The organism is Sinorhizobium terangae (genome assembly GCF_029714365.1).
Lineage (GTDB): Bacteria > Pseudomonadota > Alphaproteobacteria > Rhizobiales > Rhizobiaceae > Sinorhizobium > Sinorhizobium terangae.
In genome coordinates this window covers 587,700-604,224 of record NZ_CP121659.1, presented here as the reverse complement: position 1 = coordinate 604,224, position 16,525 = coordinate 587,700, and the positions used below count along the sequence as shown (strand labels likewise).

The window sequence follows — 16,525 nt, the reverse complement described above, 5'->3', positions numbered from 1 at the left end:
TAACTTCGCCTTCGACGCAGAATTCTTTCGCCCGCCTTCAGCCGGTTCGACGCACGCGGCCGACATTGGCGCAAAACTTTCCAGCGCCGGGAGTGGTTTCTTCCCATGGCCCTTTGGCCTATTGTCGCGGCGCGCCTGCGCAATGTGCTGAAGGCAGGCGCGGAGCCGACAGTCATCATCGAGATCGAGTACACGTGAAAGCCAGGAAGAGACGTATGCAGGGACCGGATTTCGACCTCGACTTCAAGCCGGCTCACGGTGAGGCGGTGCCTGTTGCCGACCGCGTGCAGCGCATTACGGTCAACAATCCCGGTCCCTTCACCTTCCACGGAACGAATAGCTATATCGTCGGCAAAGGTTCGGTCGCAGTGATCGATCCGGGACCCGACGACGACGCACATTTCCGTGCCCTGATGGCCGCGCTCGATGGCCGCGAGGTGACGCACATCGCCGTCAGCCATACACACCGCGATCATTCCCCCCTCGCCCGGCGGCTGAAGGCCGCGACCGGGGCCACGATCGTTGCCGAAGGACCGCACCGCGCGGCCCGCCCCTTGCATGCCGGCGAAACCAATCCCTTCGCCGAAAGCTCGGACATGGATTTCATGCCCGACATCGCGCTTTCCGAAGGCCAGCGGGTCGAGGGCGACGGCTGGGGCCTGACGGCCGTGATGACGCCTGGCCACACCGCAAATCATGCCGCTTTCGCGCTCGACGGCACCGGCATCCTCTTTTCCGCCGACCATGTTATGGCCTGGGCGACGAGCATCGTCGCACCCCCGGACGGCGCCATGGCCGACTATATGGCCTCGCTCGAAAAGCTGATGCAGCGGGACGATCGGCTCTATCTGCCGGGCCATGGCGGTCCGGTCACCGACCCCGGGGCATTCCTCCGCGCGCTTCGGGCACACCGCAAGATGCGCGAGCGCTCCGTGCTTGAACGCATCCGCGCCGGTGACCGAAAGATCCCGGACATGGTGAAAGTGATCTACGCTTCCACCGACCCGCGTCTCCATGGGGCCGCGGCACTTTCAGTGCTGGCGCATCTCGAAGACCTCGTGGAACAGGGCCGCGTCGAGACCGACGGTCCGCCGTCGCTCTTCGGCGACTATCGGCTCGTGCCGGGCGGCGCCGGCTGACTACTGCATGTTGCAGTCGCTTAAAGTGCTGCAGCGTCCTTTGCACGTCTGATAGGACGCGCGGCGCTGTAGCCGACAGTGCGGTCAATCGCCGGCAATGCCCAGAAGTTCGGCGTCAAGCGCCCGCAGGAACTCCTCGGCAAAGGCGGCGCCCATGCCGAGATCATGGGCGCCATAACGAGAGGCCACGCGCACATCGACGAAAGTGGTCTCCGCCTCCTCCCGGAGCCTGATCAGTACATCGAAGCGGAAGCCGACAATAAGGGTACGCCATTCGCCCTGCAGCACAACGTCGGTGGAGCGCCTTCCTGGAAGCGGGTCGAGATCCGGCGCGGGACGCGCAGCCGGAACCGGAATGACGTCCGGCTCTCTATTCGTGTCCACTCCAGCGCCGCCCTGAACCGCCAGATCCCCGAGGTCCGCGCGGGCGTTCTCGACGCCGAGTTCCGCCGTGGTGGCGATACGCGTTTCCCCGGCGACCTTGCGCACGCCCTGGAATACGCGGTCGAGGGCGCCGTCGTAACGCCTCCCCGTCAATCCAGGATAGGCGGCGATTTGCGCCTCCCGATCCTGCGGCGTGACCGTCGGGCTTCGCGTGAGCCAACTCCTTTCCGCCACAGGAGTCTTGATCCACGGTGGCGGTGTCACCGTGTCGGTCGTGACATCGTAGATCTTGGGCCGCATCAGATATTGCACGGCGCCGAAGCCGAAGAAGCCGAGCGGAGGGGCGGCATAGGTAAGCGCGGACAGCGACGCGATGCCGCCGATCGCCGCTACCTGCCAAAGGCGCGTGAGCCCGATGGCCGCAAGCAGCACGCCAGCCAGAGCAAAAACGCCCGACAGTGAGGCAAGCGCCAGAAAATGCGGTGTGGTCAACGGACCGAAACGGTGCGCCAGCAGCGACAGCGCAAAGATTGCAAATGCGATGCGGGCGAGCCCGCGCGCCCAGTGCGCGGCGTAGGAATAGGGACGCTCGTAGCGGATAATCATCTAACGGAATCAATCCCCGAAGCGGAACAGACCACGGCCTTCTTAGACCATGGCGCCAAGCGTGGGAACACCCAATGCTCGCCCATCTGCCGACGAAAACTGCGCTTGCGGCGGTGCCGCAAATTCGCCATTCTCGTTAAACAGGTATTTCGGCATTAAGGATTCTCGCCAAACGTTTTCCGGCGGGAAGGAGTTCAACCGGAGGCATCGGCCGGCGTCGACAGTGAACAACGCGCGGCAATCAATCGGAGAGGATATCATGGTCGCACCGGAAACAAGCGTGACGAAGGCTGCCCCCACCCTCCTGCCTCAACCCGGCGACGCTGCCATACCGATGGCACTGCTCGAACTGGAACTTTCTCTCGATGGCTTTTCCGGAAGCAAGGATGAATTTGCCGCCTTTGTGCGCACGGTCGCTGCCGATATCGGTGGCGAGCTGCTTTTCACTCTGCCTGCCTCCGGTCTGATCGAGGATTGCCTCACGATCGCCGCCATTCGTTACAGCGATGCCGGAAAGGCGCCGACGATCCTGTTCGTCTGCCTTGGCGGAGACGGAACCGAGATCCGCGTCGAGCAGCCAGGCGCGCAAACCGCGGATCTGAAAAGCTTTGCCGAGGCCTTTGTCGGCGTCCTCGAGCGAATCTGAACAACGGCCCAACGGCGGTTGACCGGTCGGCAGCGGCGGGCGCATGATATCGCGGCCTAATTGAACTGCGCCTTGCGGACTTGCTTTATGCGTTACCGGTGCATGCTTGTGCCCTCTGCGTGCAGAAGCGCGACGAACCCTCTCCCTCGCCCCGCCGTGAATATGCCCCGCCTTTCGGCCGATCTTTGTTCCCACACGCCGGCGCCGGCGGCCCGCACCAAGATCGGCGCTACGCAACATCTGCTGTGCTCGATTGATCGTCGCGTGCCGCGCGTGTCGATTTGAGCGGGATGAGGAAAAGTGCGATCCAGGAGGTGGTGATGAAACCTTTGAGACTGCTGACCCTCGCCGCGGCTGGGCTGCTGCTTGTCGCGTGCCAGACGCCGGAGGAACGGCGGGCGGCCGACAGCAACACCTGTGCCTCCTACGGTTTTCGCCGCGGTACCGATGCCTTCGCCACCTGCCTGCAACGCATCGAACTCGACCGCCGCGCCGAGGCGCGCAGCATGCGCTACAGCAACGACCTAATGATGTGGGGCTGGAGCCGGCCGATCGTCGTCGAGCGGCCTCTGATCGTCAGACCGAAATGATGCTGGCCAACAAGGCGTTCCCGACTTACGGACACAGGGCGGCAGCGATCAGCTCGCTGCCGCCGCGGTCTCGGTTTTGCCGCTGACGTTGATCGCCGCCTGCGCCGCTGCCAGCCGGGCGATCGGCACGCGGAACGGCGAACAGGAAACATAGTCGAGACCCGCCTCCTCGCAGAAGCGGATGGACGCAGGATCGCCTCCATGTTCACCGCATATCCCGAGTTTCAAGCCGTTCTTGGTCCGCCGGCCGCGCTCGGTCGCAATCTGGATCAGTTCACCGACACCGTCGAAATCGAGAGAAACGAACGGATCCTGCTCGATGATGCCCTTCTGCTGGTAGGTGGCGAGAAACAGGGCGGCGTCATCGCGAGAGATGCCGAAGGTGGTCTGCGTCAGGTCGTTGGTGCCGAAGGAGAAGAAATCAGCCGACTCGGCAATCGTGTCGGCCCGGAGCGCCGCGCGCGGCAGCTCGATCATCGTGCCGATCAGGTAGTCGATATTCACGCCGGCCTCGCCGATGACGTCCTTTGCCACCGCCTCGATGCGTTCCTTGACGTAGTCGAGCTCGGAGCGAAGCCCTACGAGCGGAACCATAATCTCCGGGACCACGGCAGCACCGGTCTTGTGCGCGGCCTCGACCGCGGCCTCGAAGATCGCGCGCGCCTGCATTTCGGCAATTTCCGGATAGGAAATCGCCAAACGGCATCCGCGATGCCCAAGCATCGGGTTGAACTCGTGCAGAGCATCGACCCGTTGGCGCAGCTCCGAAGGATCGATCGAGAGGACCCCCGCGACGTCGGCGATCTCGTCGTCCGTCTTCGGCAGGAACTCGTGCAGCGGCGGGTCGAGAAGACGGATCGTGACCGGCAGGCCGTGCATGATCGAGAAGAGCTCGATGAAATCCGAGCGCTGCATCGGCAGCAGTTTGGCGAGCGCCTTGCGCCGCCCCGCCTCGTCCTCAGCGAGAATCATCTCGCGCATCACATTGATGCGGTCGTCCTCGAAGAACATATGCTCGGTGCGGCAGAGGCCGATGCCTTCGGCGCCGAAGGAACGGGCGGCGCGCGCATCCGCCGGCGTTTCGGCGTTGGTGCGAACGGTCATCCGGCGGCTCTGATCGGCCCATTCCATGATCCGGCCGAAATCGCCCGAAAGCTCGGGCTGAAGCATCGGGATTTCGCCCTTCAGCACCTGGCCGGAAGACCCGTCGATCGTGATGATGTCGCCCTTTTTCAGGGTCACGCTTGCCGCGATCAAGAGCTCGTTGCGCGGGTCGACGCGGATATTGCCCGCCCCGGATACGCAAGGCGTCCCCATGCCGCGGGCAACGACTGCCGCATGGCTGGTCATGCCTCCGCGGGTTGTCAGGATACCCTGCGCCGCATGCATGCCGTGGATATCCTCGGGGCTCGTCTCGACGCGGACCAGAATGACCTTGCGCCCCTCCTTGACGGCCTGGACGGCCTCCTCGGAGGAGAAGACGATCTCGCCGGTTGCCGCGCCCGGCGAGGCCGGCAGACCGGAACCGATGATGTCTCGCCGCGCATGGGGGTCGATCGTCGGATGCAGGAGTTGGTCGAGCGAGGCTGGGTCGATCCGCGCCACGGCCTCGTTCTTGGAAATGAGCCCCTGTTCGGCCATGTCGACCGCAATCCTCAGGGCCGCCTTGGCGGTGCGCTTGCCGGACCGGGTCTGCAGCATCCACAGCTTGCCGCGCTCGATCGTGAATTCCAGGTCCTGCATGTCGCGATAATGCCGCTCGAGCTTGCCGCAGATCGCCTCGAATTCGGCGAAAGCCTCGGGCATCAGCTTTTCCAGAGACGGCTTGTCGGAGCCCGACGCGATGCGTGCGGCCTCGGTGATGTTCTGCGGCGTGCGAATGCCGGCGACGACGTCCTCGCCCTGGGCGTTCACCAGAAACTCGCCATAGAGCTCGCTCTCGCCCGTCGATGGATTGCGGGTGAAGGCGACGCCTGTCGCCGACGAATTTCCGAGGTTGCCGAAGACCATCGCCTGCACGTTGACCGCAGTACCCCAACCGGCCGGAATTCCGTGAAGATGACGGTAGGTTATCGCGCGCGGGTTCATCCAGCTCGAAAAGACCGCGCCGATCGCGCCCCAGAGCTGAACCTCGGGATCCTGCGGAAAGGGCTCGCCAAGCACCTCTTCGATCGCTTCCTTGTAGCGCGAAATGACGTGCTGCCACTCGACGGCCGAAAGTTCCGTGTCCTGCTCGTGGCCAAGCCGCCCCTTCTCGTCCTCCAGGATTTCCTCGAAGACCTCATGGTCGACGCCCATGACGACATCGCCATACATCTGGATGAAGCGCCGGTAACTGTCCCAGGCGAAGCGCGCATCGCCGGCGTCGTGCCCGAGTGCATGCACGGACTTGTCGTTGAGGCCAAGATTGAGAACCGTGTCCATCATGCCGGGCATCGACGCGCGCGCTCCGGAACGGACGGACAGGAGAAGCGGACGGACCGTGTCACCGAAGGTGCGGCCGGTAATTTTTTCCATCCGGGTAATGCCCTCCCGCACCTGCTCGCGCAGGCCGTCGGGCATGGCCCTGTCATTTTCGAAATAGCTGTTGCAGGCATCCGTGACGATCGTAAGCCCGGGCGGCACCGGCAGGCCGAGATTGCACATCTCCGCGAGGTTTGCTCCCTTGCCGCCGAGCTTGTTGCGATCCCCCGCACGCCCTTCGGCCTTGCCTCCGCCGAAGGTATATACCCATTTCGTCATGCCTGCTCTCCACCCAGAAACAGCTTTGATGACGGTCTACAGTATATGTTTCGGACTGAAAATGCACTGGACGAAGATTTTTGCTGCGGTGCATCAAAATTGAAACGAACGCCAAGCCAGCCAAGACAGCCGCGTCATTCGACGTCGCCTGACCTAGTTGGGGCGGGCTGTTCAGACCACTTCCCGCAGGCGTTCGGCCGTCTGCAGGTCGACGGAGACGAGTTGCGAGACGCCCTGCTCGGCCATGGTAACGCCGAAGAGACGATTCATGCGCGCCATCGTGATCGGGTTATGGGTGATGATGATGAAGCGGGTCTCGGTCGAGGCCGCCATTTCGTCCATCAGGTTGCAATAGCGCTCGACATTGTGGTCGTCGAGCGGGGCGTCGACTTCGTCAAGCACGCAGATCGGAGCCGGATTGGTGAGGAAGACGGCGAAGATCAGCGCCATCGCCGTCAGCGCCTGCTCGCCGCCCGAGAGCAGCGTCATCGTCTGCGGCTTCTTGCCGGGCGGACGGGCGAGGATCTCGAGGCCGGCCTCCAGCGGATCGTCGCTCTCGATCAGTTGCAGTTCCGCGGTACCGCCGCCGAAGAGGTGGGTGAACAGCCGCTGGAACTGCCCGTTGACCACATCGAAGGCGGCGATCAGCCGCTCGCGCCCCTCGCGATTGAGGTTCTGGATGGCGCTGCGGAGCTTGCGGATCGCCTCGATGACGTCGTCGCGCTCCTTGAGGATCGCCGCCAGGCGTTCGGAGAGTTCCTTCTGCTCTTCCTCGGCGCGAAGATTGACGGCGCCGAGCCGTTCCCGCTCGATCTTCAGCCGTTCGAGCTCGCGCTCGACGCCGTGCATGCCGGGCAGCGCCTCGTCGGCGGCAAGTCCGGTCAAGCGCATCACCTCGTGCGGCGCGCAGGCAAGGCCCTCGTGAATGCGCGCCTCGATCTCGACGCGACGCTCGCGGGCCGAGACCAGGCGCTCTTCCGCGCGACCGCGCTTTTCCCGGGCCTCGGCTAGATCCGAAAGCGCAGCAGCGGCAGCTCGATCCGCCTCCCGCTGGCGGCCTTCAGCTTCGGCGAGAACGTCGGCCGCTTCGCGGCGCGAAGCCTCCGCCTTCTGCAGTTCGTTCATCAACGCGCGGCGCTTGTGCTCGAACTCGTCGGGCGCAGCCACCAATTCTTCGACTTCGTCCCGCGCTTCGGCCTCGCGCTCGCGCAGCGTGTCGATATGTTGCTCGGCGCTCGCTGCCCTCGCCCGCCACGTCTCGCGCTCCGCGGCGATTGCCGAAAGGCGGCGCAAGCGCATCTCGTTCTCGCGGGCGAGACTGTCATGGGCAGCACGCGCCTCCGCGACTGCGGCGCGATCGGCGGCAACCGCCGTCGTCTGGTTGCGCAGATTGAGCTCAAGTTCGGAGAGATCCGGGGTTGTGGCGAGCGCGTCGTTGGCCGCCTCGATCTGTTCTGCCGCCTCCTCGACCTGCCCCTGCAGTTGAAGCCTGGTTTCGGCAAGAACGGCGCGGCGGCGGGCGAGATCGCCCGAGGCACGCTCGGCTGCAGCCAGCGCTTCCCGCGCCTCGGCAAGTTGACGGCCGATCATGCGTTGGGCATCGCGCGCAAGCCGCAGCCGCTCATCCTCGGCACGGATGCGTGCACCGGCCGCGGTGAGATCGGCTTCGGCCCGCCGCAGCGCTTCGGTCGCATCCTCGGTCTCGCTCTCGAGTTCGAGAAGCCGGTTCTTCTGCGCGAGCCGCAAGGCTGCGGCGCTCGGCGCCTCCGACCCCGTCACGTGCCCGTCCCAGCGCCAGACCGCGCCTTCCTTTGTCACCAGGCGCTGGCCGGTCTTCAAAAGCGGTAGCAGGCGCTCCGCCTCCGCTTCGCTTTCGATGATCCCGATCTGGCCAAGCGCCCGCTTGAGCGCATCCGGTGCGCGCACATAGCCGTCAAGCGGCACGGCACCTGCCGGTAAGGGCGGATCGGCAGAATGATCGCCGGGCATTCGCCAATGTGCGGGCGCCGCCTGGTCCAATGGCGAATCAAGGTCGTCGCCGAGCGCCGCACCAAGGGCCGTCTCGAAGCCGCGTTCGACCTTCATCTCCTCGACGATCGCCGGATAGGCGCCGCCGCCGGCCGCCTCCAGCATCCGGCGGATCGTGCGTGCCTCGGCTTCGATGCCATTCAACGCTGCACGCGCCTCATCGACCGGCGGGCGGGCAGCAGCCTCGTCGGCACGGGCGTGGGCGAGCGCCTCCTCAATGGAGACGACGGCCGCTTCGGCTTCCTCCAGTGCAGCCTCCGCGACCTCCACCTGTCCCTGCTTTTCATGCGGATCGGGAAGCGCCGCCATTTGCCGGTCGAGATCATCGAGATCGCGTGTCTGATCGGAAAGCTGGCGGACGAGGCGCGCCTGGCGTTCTGAGAGATCGCGAAGCGTTCTTTCGATCTGATTGCGACCCGCCTGCGCCTCGGCACGCTCGGCCGTCAGCCGTGCGAGCTCGGCTTCGCTGATCGCCAAAGCCTCGTTGGCAGCATCGAGCCGTTCGCGCGTCTCGCCGGCGCGGTCATCCGCCTCCGCCAGCACGTCACGAAGCTCCGCTTCCTCCTCGTCGAGGCGTGCGAGAATGCCGGCATTGTCTGCGACCAGCCGCTCCTCGCGCGCAATATCCTCGGCGAGTTGCGCCAGCCGGCGCTGCAATTCATCGCGGCGCCTGAGGATTCGGCCGGCATCCTCTTCAAGCTGCGAACGGGCGATCTGCAGGCGCTGCAGCGCCGCCGCGAGCTTCGCCTCGTTCTCGCGCAGCTCCGGCAGTTTGAGGCTGGCGATCGCTTGGGCCTTCGCCGCTTCCATCTGTATTTGCGCCTTTTCGGCGACCAGTGCGGTGATCTCGTTCAGCTGGCTTGTCGCCTCGGCTTCCGCCTCTTTGGCCTGCACCCAGCGGATATGGAAGAGGATCGCCTCGTGCCGGCGAATATCGGCCGACAGCATCTTGAAGCGGTTGGCCTGGCGGGACTGGCGCTTCAGGCTCTCGATCTGGCTTTCGAGCTGGGACGTCACGTCGTCGAGCCGCTCGAGATTGGTCTCGGCCGCCCGCAAGCGCAGTTCCGCCTCATGGCGGCGGGAATGCAGGCCGGAGATACCGGCCGCCTCTTCGAGCAGCTGACGGCGGGCCTGAGGCTTGGCGGCGATCAGTTCGCCGATCCGCCCCTGCCCGACCATCGATGGCGAGCGGGCGCCGGTCGATGCGTCGGCAAACAGCAGCTGCACGTCCTTGGCACGCGCTTCCTTGCCGTTGATGCGGTAGACCGAACCCTGCTCGCGCTCGATGCGGCGGGTCACCTGGATCTCGTCGCTGTCGTTGAAAGCGGCGGGTGCGGTGCGATCGCCATTGTCGAGATAAAGGCCGACCTCAGCCGTGTTGCGCGCCGGCCGGTTTCCAGAGCCGGAAAAGATCACGTCATCCATGCCGGAGGCGCGCATGTTCTTGTAGGAGTTTTCGCCCATCACCCAGCGCAGCGCCTCGACAAGGTTCGACTTGCCGCAGCCGTTTGGCCCGACGACGCCGGTCAGGCCGCGCTCGATAACGAATTCGGTCGGTTCGACGAAGGACTTGAAGCCGAGCAGGCGGAGCTTGTTGAACTTCATGGGCGGGACGCTGGGGCGGACGGCAGGTACCCCCCTCTGCCGAATACATCGGCTGCAGGAGCCGTGCGGTACCCCCCTCTGCCCTGCCGGGCATCTCCCCCACAAGGAGGGAGATTGGCCAGAAGCGCAGCCCTGCCCCGCGATAACATCGCGTGTGCCGAGACCACGCCAGGGATGAACCAATACGGTGGCCTGCTGGTGAAGCGGGGCGTTGCCGCTCGCCGATCTCCCCCCTTGTAGGGGAGATGCCCGGCAGGGCAGAGGGGGGTGGGCCACGAATGCATCACTCGAATGCCCCCTCCCCGATCACGCGCACGATGTGCTCACACACATTATCGATATCGCGCAGCACGTCATCATTCCAGAAACGCAGTACCGTCCAACCGTCCGCCTCCAGACGCTGGGTACGCTGCCGGTCGTAATCGATATCCCCTGCTCTCGCATGCTGTGAACCGTCTACCTCGACGATCGGCCGATGCTCGGCGCATGCAAAATCAACAACGTAGCCGGCAATCGGAACCTGCCGGCGAAAGCCTAGCCCCATCAGGCGGTGCGCACGCAACTCGTTCCAGAGCTTGAGTTCTGCATCTGTCATCGCACTGCGCATGCGGCGCGCATTGGCGCGGGTTCTCGGCAAAACATCAACGTGAGGCATGCGATGCCCTCACTTGCTGTAAGCACCGAATGCAAAAAACGGGCGCACGGCTGCCGCCGTCGCCCGCCATTCGAATAAGCGAAGGATCAGAGCTTGCTGTCGATGAGGGCCGACATAACGTCAACCGACATGTCCCCCGAATAGTGCTCACCATTGACGAAGAAGGTCGGCGTCGACTTGACGCCGAAATCCTTGGCGCCCCTCTGCATCACTGCATTCACATCATCCAGAAGTTTTTGGTTCGTCAAGCAGGCCTCGAAGCTCTCCTGTGTAAAACCGGCGAGTTTCGACATCTGCAGGAGCGCATCGCGGCCGTTCTGCGCTGCGGCCCACTGCTCCTGCTGCTTGAACAGCATCGAGATCATCGGGAAATACTGCCCCTCGGGCGCGCAGCGTGCCAGCATGAAAGCCGCGGCGGCGCGCGGATCGAACGGGAATTCGCGCACGATGAAGCGGACCTTGCCGCTGTCGACATACTTCGCCTTGATCGCGTCGAAGGTCTTGTTGTGGAAGTTCGCGCAGTGCGGGCAGGTCATCGACATGTATTCGACGATCGTCACCGGCGCATTGGCTTCACCCAGAGCCATTTCCGGCAGCGCGCCCGGTTCGAGCAGCTTCTTCACGTCGACGCTGCCTTCCGACTGTGGCAGTTCAACCTTGGCCGCCGGGGGCGTGGCTGCCTGAGCGACCTCGGTTTCAGCAGGCTTCGCCTCGCTGGTGGCGGCGGGTGCTGCCGGCGTGGACGCAGTTGTCGTCGCCTCCGTGGTCGCGCTGGTTTCAGTCGGCGCAGTCGAAGCCGTCTCCTTCTTCTCCTCGCTGCAGGCGGCGAGCATCAGGGCGAGCGCGGCGACGGCGGCACCGCCCAGAAGGCGTTTCGAAAGGCTCTTTTCGGAAGCGGACATGAATGTGACCCGTGTTCTGTGAGGGAAAATTAAATTGCGAATTCGATAACTTGCCTTGCTGGAGGCGACAAGGGGCGCCGTCTCAACTGAATTCAAAGAAACGTGACCGCTTGAAGATCACGTTTCCTTCCTGCGCGACGAAAACACTGATGTACCAAGACGCCGGAGCGCGGCCTTCAGCGCCTCGCTTTCCACACCTTCCACCATGGCTTCGAGCTTTCGCGCAGGCTCGCCGACGAGCGGACGCTGACGACGGGACGGCTTGGGTGCGGCTGCAACCGGCTTCTGCACGATCCGGACCTGACCGATCGCGTAGAAACCGAAAAACCCGTTGATCCGCTGGATCAGTTCGCCCTGGGCGTGGGTCAGGAAAAGCGCTCTCGCGCCCTCGCAGGCGACGGTCAGAACGCCAGGCTGATGGCCGCCCTCGCCGCCCATCTCAGAAGCACGGCGCGGCCAGGCGATTTTTTCCGGCCGTGTACAGTCGGCAAACTCCGGACCGGCGATTTCGTCCCAGGAGCCCAGCAGCATGGTGTTGATGCCCGCGCGCTTGGCGAGCACCGGGTCGATCAGGCCGTTTGCGACCTCGCTGATCTGGACGACGCCCCTGCGGGCCTTCTCTTGATTCACCGGCACGACTTTCTGTTTGCAGTTCCGATTGCGCCTTGAAGGCTACTGCATGTTTCCTTAAATCGTAGCCGATTTAAGGATAAAAACATGCAGCAATTCAAAGTGCTACAGCGTCCTTTGCGCGTGTCATAAGACGCGCGGCGCTGTAGTGACGTCATCCAACTATAGGCCGGAAAAGGATTCCCCGGCAAATGAAGCACGACACCCCGGCGGCGGACGCCACCTTTCTTCTTCTCGACTGGTACGATCGCCACCACCGCGATCTTCCTTGGCGGGTCTCGCCGCCAATGGCGCGAAAGGGCGTCATCGCCGATCCTTACCACGTCTGGCTGTCCGAGGTCATGCTGCAGCAGACCACCGTCCAGGCGGTCAAGGCCTATTTCAACAAGTTCCTGACGCTGTGGCCGACGATCAACGATCTTGCCGCTGCGGATACCGAAGACGTGATGAAAGCTTGGGCTGGGCTCGGCTATTACGCCCGTGCGCGCAACTTGAAGAAATGTGCCGAAGCGGTGGCGGCCGAGCACGGCGGACGCTTTCCGGACAGTGAGGACACGCTGAAAGCACTTCCCGGTATCGGCGGCTACACGGCGGCGGCAGTCGCGGCGATCGCCTTCAACCGCCGAAGCGCCGTTCTCGACGGCAATGTCGAGCGCGTGATCTCGCGGCTCTACGCCATCGAAACGCCACTGCCGGCGGCCAAGCCGGAAATGCGGGCGCGAGTCCTTGCCCTGACGCCTGAGGACCGCCCGGGTGACTTCGCGCAGGCGATGATGGATCTCGGCGCGACGATCTGCACGCCGAAAAGGCCGGCCTGCTCGCTCTGTCCCTTCCGCGCAAGCTGTATGGCGCTTGCAACGGCCGACCCCGAAACCTTTCCACGCAAGGCGGAAAAGAGGCAAAAACCGCTGCGCCTCGGCGCCGCATTCGTGGCGATCAACCGCTCGAACGCCGTCTATCTGCGGAAGCGCGCCGACACCGGCCTTCTCGGCGGTATGACCGAGGTGCCCGGAACGGGATGGACCGCCCGCCACGACGGCGAAACCTCGGTCGATGCCCAACCGTTTGCCGCGCCTTGGGAGGCCTGCGGAACGATCACGCATGTTTTTACGCATTTCAAGTTGCGCCTGTCGGTCTACCGCGCCAATGTTCAGCGCCCCGAGACGGGAACGAACGGATGGTGGGAGCCGGTCGCATCGCTCGGGGCGCAAGCATTGCCAACCGTCATGAAAAAGGCAATCGCCCAGGCTATACCAAACGCCTTCAAGACCGAGCGAAGCTAGGCTCAGGCGAGAAGCGTTTTCATCAGTTTCCCCGCACAGGACTTTGAAACATCTAAGGATTGCCGATGAGCAGCGCAAACATCCGCCACATCGTCTTCGACATCGGCAAGGTGTTGATCCATTACGATCCGCGTCTTCCCTACTGCCGCATCATTCCGGATGAAGCCGAGCGCAACTGGTTCTTCGCCAATGTCTGCACCCATGACTGGAACGTCGAGCAGGATCGAGGACGCTCGTGGGAAGAAGCGGAGGAGATTTTGGTTCGGGTACACCCGGATCGCGAGGACCAGATTCGGGCGTTTCGCAAATGCTGGCACGAGATGGTGCCGCATGCCTATGTCGAGACCGTTTCCCTGATGGAGGGACTGATCGCCGAAGGGCGCGACGTCACCATGCTTACCAATTTTGCGTCGGACACCTTCCGCGAGGCCCAGAAGCTTTATCCCTTCCTGACGCTGGCACGCGGCGTGACGGTCTCCGGCGATGTCGGCCTGATCAAGCCGGAAGTCGCGATCTATCGGGCCCATGCGAAAGCCTTCGATCTGGAGCCCGCCGCCACGCTCTTCATCGACGACAGCATGGCCAATGTGGAGGGCGCGCGCACTGCGGGTTGGCACGCGGTTCACTTCACCGACGCCGAGAAGCTGAAGGTCGATCTCGCCTGCTATGGCATACAGCACTAAGACCGTTCGGGGATGCCCGTACTGGCTGTAAAATCATCAAAGCGCCACAATCGGTTCAGCCGCCATTCAGCTCGCGCCGTTCATGATCAGGACCAGAATTCGACGCCCACTATGAAAGGTTCTGTTCCATGGCCACGCGTATCTACGGCACGAACTACAGCGACAAGATCGTCCAGAACGGCTATATCTCGGTAGAGATCTATGCCCTTGATGGAAACGATCAGATTTATCTGAACAGGACCGACAGTTACGGCGGATATAACTTCGTCGATGCGGGATACGGCAACGATGTCGTCGTTAATTACTTCGAGGGCGGCAACGATATCTTCATGGGCGCCGGCGACGATCTTTATATCGCCGATGCCCGTGTCCGTGACGCCAGCTCCTACGACGTGGTTTACGGCGGCAGCGGCAACGACCGCTTCGAGATCGAAACCTATGCCAGCGACTATTACGGCGATAGCGGCAACGACACCTTCCTTTCCGTCGGGTTCAAGAACTACTTCAACGGCGGCACCGGCGTCGACACCATCAGCTATCAACTGCAGGACAGCTTCGGTTCGGAGCGCGGCCGGGGCGTGACGATTGACCTCGGCTACAAATATGCGACCACCGGCACCGGCCGCCGGGAAGACCTGATCAGCATCGAGAATGCGACGGGCACCAACTACGGCCATGACGACATCACCGGCAGCTCGGTCGCCAATGTGCTGCGTGGGCTCGGCGGCCACGACATTCTCGAAGGCCTCGGCGGCGACGATTTCCTCGATGGCGGCACCGGCGACGACGATCTCTATGGTGGTTCGGGCGCCGATATCCTGCGCGGCGGCACCGGCTTCGACTATCTCAACGGCGGCACCGGCACCGACAGCTTCGATTTTAACTCGATCAGCGAATCGGCCGTCGGCAGCCGGCGCGACGTGATCGCCGACTTCCACCGGTCGGAATGGGACGTCATCGACCTTTCGACGATCGACGCCGACACGACCTGGAGCGGAAACCAGAGTTTTACCTTCATCGGCAGCCGCGGCTTTTCCGGCGAGGCGGGCGAGTTGAATTTCCGCTCCGGCGTCGTCTCGGGCGATGTCAATGGCGACGGCTACGCCGATTTCCAGATCAAGGTAAACGGCGTCTCCAGCCTGCGGGTCGACGACTTCTTCCTCTGATTGTTTGCTTTTTGGCATGGAGCCCTGGCTGCGAACAGCAGCCGGGGCCTCGCTGTTCCAAAAACCAGCGATTCTATGGCCCGGAGCGTATGCGATCGTCTCCCCGCAAAAGCGGGGAGAAGGTGGCCGGCAGGCCGGATGAAGGGCCGTTCCTACTTCATACAAACGCCCGGAATCCTCATCGGATTCCGGGCGTTTAAAGCTCTCCCTCCGGGACTGAAGGTACAAAAACCGGATGGAGCGCTTTTCGAAGACCCGAGCGGAACTGGTTGATCAGTTCAGTTTTGCCAGGTCATTTCGAATGACGGATCGGAGTTCGTCGATCGGCTTCAGGCTGTCGCCCTCTTCGAAGTGCCAGAATGTCCATCCGTTGCAGGCATCAAGGCCCTGTACCTTCGCGCCAAGGCGGTGGATGGAACCGGCCTCGCCACCCGAGGCAAGCGTTCCGTCCGCGCGCACGATCGCGCTGTAGCGACGCTTGGCATCGGTCAGAACTGCGCCGGGCTTGATCAGCCCGCTTTCGATCAGCGTGTTGAAGGCAACGCGCGGCTCTGCCTTCTTGCCCGTCATGACGGAAAGCGTCGCCTTACCGAGCGGCTCGACGGCGGCGATGCGTTCCGCCGCGGCATCGATATAATCCTGCTCGCGCTCGATGCCGACGAAATGGCGGCCGAGGCGCTTGGCGACGGCACCGGTGGTGCCGGAGCCGAAGAAGGGATCGAGCACGACGTCGCCGGGCTTGGTCGAGGCCATCAGGATACGGGCAAGCAAGGCTTCCGGCTTCTGCGTTGGATGCACCTTCTTGCCATCGTCACCCTTCAGACGCTCGGCGCCGGAGCAGATCGGGAACAGCCAGTCGGAGCGCATCTGAACGTCGTCATTTGCCGCCTTCATGGCTTCGTAGTTGAAGGTGTAGCCCTTGGCCTTTGCGTTCGGCGTCGCCCAGATCAGCGTTTCATGCGCATTCTGGAAACGGCGGCCCTTGAAGTTCGGCATCGGATTGGTCTTGCGCCAGATGATGTCGTTCAAGATCCAGAAATGCAGGTCCTGCAGGATCGCACCGACCCGGAAGATATTGTGGTAGGAGCCGATCACCCAGAGCGTGCCGGTCGGCTTCAGGACACGGCGGCAGGCAAGCAGCCACGCGCGGGTAAAGGCGTCGTAAGCCTCGAAGGAAGCGAACTGGTCCCAGTCGTCGTCGACGGCATCGACCAGCGATTGGTCAGGCCGGTGCAGCATGCCGCCGAGCTGGAGATTGTAGGGCGGGTCGGCAAAAACGACATCGACGGAATTATCGGGAAGCGCGTTCAGCGCGGCCACGCAATCTCCCTTGATGATGCTGTCGAGCCAGTTCAACGGACGGGCGGCACGGGAGATTTCGGCAAGCGAAACAACTGAAGACATGGACAACTCGCAAAAACGCTTACTCGGACTGACTATACGCTTATGGTTACCGAAGATGGTTA

The 16,525-nt window shown here is 63.3% G+C and carries 13 protein-coding genes; 6 read left to right on the top strand and 7 right to left on the bottom strand.

Features of this window, described 5'->3' with window-relative positions:
- The first annotated feature begins 215 nt into the window (after positions 1 to 215).
- Complete coding sequence (locus QA637_RS02805; RefSeq protein ID WP_283063289.1) at positions 216 to 1,139, top strand: MBL fold metallo-hydrolase; 924 nt, start codon at positions 216 to 218, stop codon at positions 1,137 to 1,139.
- 84 nt (positions 1,140 to 1,223) lie between these two features.
- Here QA637_RS02805 and QA637_RS02800 read toward each other — a convergent pair whose 3' ends face one another.
- A complete protein-coding gene (locus tag QA637_RS02800; RefSeq protein ID WP_283063287.1) occupies positions 1,224 to 2,129 on the bottom strand; it encodes a DUF1499 domain-containing protein in 906 nt (301 codons plus the stop codon).
- A gap of 259 nt (positions 2,130 to 2,388) precedes the next feature.
- On the opposite strand from QA637_RS02800, the gene QA637_RS02795 reads away from it, so the two are divergent.
- Both QA637_RS02795 and QA637_RS02790 read left to right on the top strand, forming a co-directional pair.
- Entirely contained in the window at positions 2,389 to 2,775 is a 387-nt protein-coding gene (locus QA637_RS02795) for a hypothetical protein (RefSeq protein ID WP_283063286.1), read from the top strand.
- 314 nt (positions 2,776 to 3,089) lie between these two features.
- The gene (locus QA637_RS02790) at positions 3,090 to 3,365 is read left to right on the top strand and encodes a hypothetical protein (RefSeq protein WP_428843126.1); all 276 of its coding nucleotides are present in this window, start codon (positions 3,090 to 3,092) and stop codon (positions 3,363 to 3,365) included.
- 48 nt (positions 3,366 to 3,413) lie between these two features.
- On the opposite strand, the gene ppdK is transcribed toward QA637_RS02790, so the two are convergent.
- The 5 genes from ppdK to QA637_RS02765 all read right to left on the bottom strand — a co-directional run bounded on the left by ppdK (position 3,414) and on the right by QA637_RS02765 (position 11,927).
- Positions 3,414 to 6,107, bottom strand: coding sequence for a pyruvate, phosphate dikinase (ppdK, locus tag QA637_RS02785; RefSeq protein ID WP_283063285.1), 2,694 nt, complete (start codon positions 6,105 to 6,107; stop codon positions 3,414 to 3,416).
- 171 nt (positions 6,108 to 6,278) lie between these two features.
- A complete protein-coding gene (locus tag QA637_RS02780) occupies positions 6,279 to 9,740 on the bottom strand; it encodes a chromosome segregation SMC family protein (protein WP_283063284.1) in 3,462 nt (1,153 codons plus the stop codon).
- Between the two features lie 283 nt (positions 9,741 to 10,023).
- On the bottom strand, positions 10,024 to 10,395 hold the full coding sequence (locus QA637_RS02775) for an endonuclease domain-containing protein (protein ID WP_283063282.1): 372 nt from the start codon (positions 10,393 to 10,395) through the stop codon (positions 10,024 to 10,026).
- Positions 10,396 to 10,481: 86 nt separating this feature from the next.
- A complete protein-coding gene (locus tag QA637_RS02770; protein ID WP_283063280.1) occupies positions 10,482 to 11,297 on the bottom strand; it encodes a DsbA family protein in 816 nt (271 codons plus the stop codon).
- 117 nt (positions 11,298 to 11,414) lie between these two features.
- Complete coding sequence (locus QA637_RS02765) at positions 11,415 to 11,927, bottom strand: DUF721 domain-containing protein (RefSeq protein WP_283063278.1); 513 nt, start codon at positions 11,925 to 11,927, stop codon at positions 11,415 to 11,417.
- Between the two features lie 191 nt (positions 11,928 to 12,118).
- Between QA637_RS02765 and mutY the strand changes: the two genes are divergently transcribed.
- The 3 genes from mutY to QA637_RS02750 all read left to right on the top strand — a co-directional run bounded on the left by mutY (position 12,119) and on the right by QA637_RS02750 (position 15,059).
- Positions 12,119 to 13,210 (top strand): A/G-specific adenine glycosylase, encoded by a 1,092-nt coding sequence (gene mutY, locus QA637_RS02760; RefSeq protein WP_283063276.1) that lies wholly within the window; start codon positions 12,119 to 12,121, stop codon positions 13,208 to 13,210.
- Positions 13,211 to 13,275: 65 nt separating this feature from the next.
- Complete coding sequence (locus QA637_RS02755; protein WP_283063275.1) at positions 13,276 to 13,893, top strand: HAD family hydrolase; 618 nt, start codon at positions 13,276 to 13,278, stop codon at positions 13,891 to 13,893.
- Between the two features lie 128 nt (positions 13,894 to 14,021).
- Positions 14,022 to 15,059, top strand: a complete 1,038-nt coding sequence (locus QA637_RS02750; protein WP_153442199.1) for a calcium-binding protein — start codon at positions 14,022 to 14,024, stop codon at positions 15,057 to 15,059.
- 273 nt (positions 15,060 to 15,332) lie between these two features.
- Here the strand turns inward: QA637_RS02750 and QA637_RS02745 are convergent, their stop codons facing one another.
- Positions 15,333 to 16,463 (bottom strand): site-specific DNA-methyltransferase, encoded by a 1,131-nt coding sequence (locus tag QA637_RS02745; protein ID WP_283063272.1) that lies wholly within the window; start codon positions 16,461 to 16,463, stop codon positions 15,333 to 15,335.
- Positions 16,464 to 16,525 lie beyond the last annotated feature (62 nt).

Excerpts from the sequence above, each read along its gene's own strand:
- mutY (WP_283063276.1), top strand. The coding sequence starts at position 12,119 with ATGAAGCACGACACCCCGGCGGCGGACGCCACCTTTCTTCTTCTCGAC.
- QA637_RS02770 (WP_283063280.1), bottom strand. The coding sequence starts at position 11,297 with ATGTCCGCTTCCGAAAAGAGCCTTTCGAAACGCCTTCTGGGCGGTGCC.
- QA637_RS02745 (WP_283063272.1), bottom strand. The coding sequence starts at position 16,463 with ATGTCTTCAGTTGTTTCGCTTGCCGAAATCTCCCGTGCCGCCCGTCCG.
- QA637_RS02755 (WP_283063275.1), top strand. The coding sequence starts at position 13,276 with ATGAGCAGCGCAAACATCCGCCACATCGTCTTCGACATCGGCAAGGTG.
- QA637_RS02800 (WP_283063287.1), bottom strand. The coding sequence starts at position 2,129 with ATGATTATCCGCTACGAGCGTCCCTATTCCTACGCCGCGCACTGGGCG.
- QA637_RS02780 (WP_283063284.1), bottom strand. The coding sequence starts at position 9,740 with ATGAAGTTCAACAAGCTCCGCCTGCTCGGCTTCAAGTCCTTCGTCGAA.
- QA637_RS02750 (WP_153442199.1), top strand. The coding sequence starts at position 14,022 with ATGGCCACGCGTATCTACGGCACGAACTACAGCGACAAGATCGTCCAG.
- QA637_RS02775 (WP_283063282.1), bottom strand. The coding sequence starts at position 10,395 with ATGCCTCACGTTGATGTTTTGCCGAGAACCCGCGCCAATGCGCGCCGC.
- QA637_RS02805 (WP_283063289.1), top strand. The coding sequence starts at position 216 with ATGCAGGGACCGGATTTCGACCTCGACTTCAAGCCGGCTCACGGTGAG.
- QA637_RS02795 (WP_283063286.1), top strand. The coding sequence starts at position 2,389 with ATGGTCGCACCGGAAACAAGCGTGACGAAGGCTGCCCCCACCCTCCTG.
- ppdK (WP_283063285.1), bottom strand. The coding sequence starts at position 6,107 with ATGACGAAATGGGTATATACCTTCGGCGGAGGCAAGGCCGAAGGGCGT.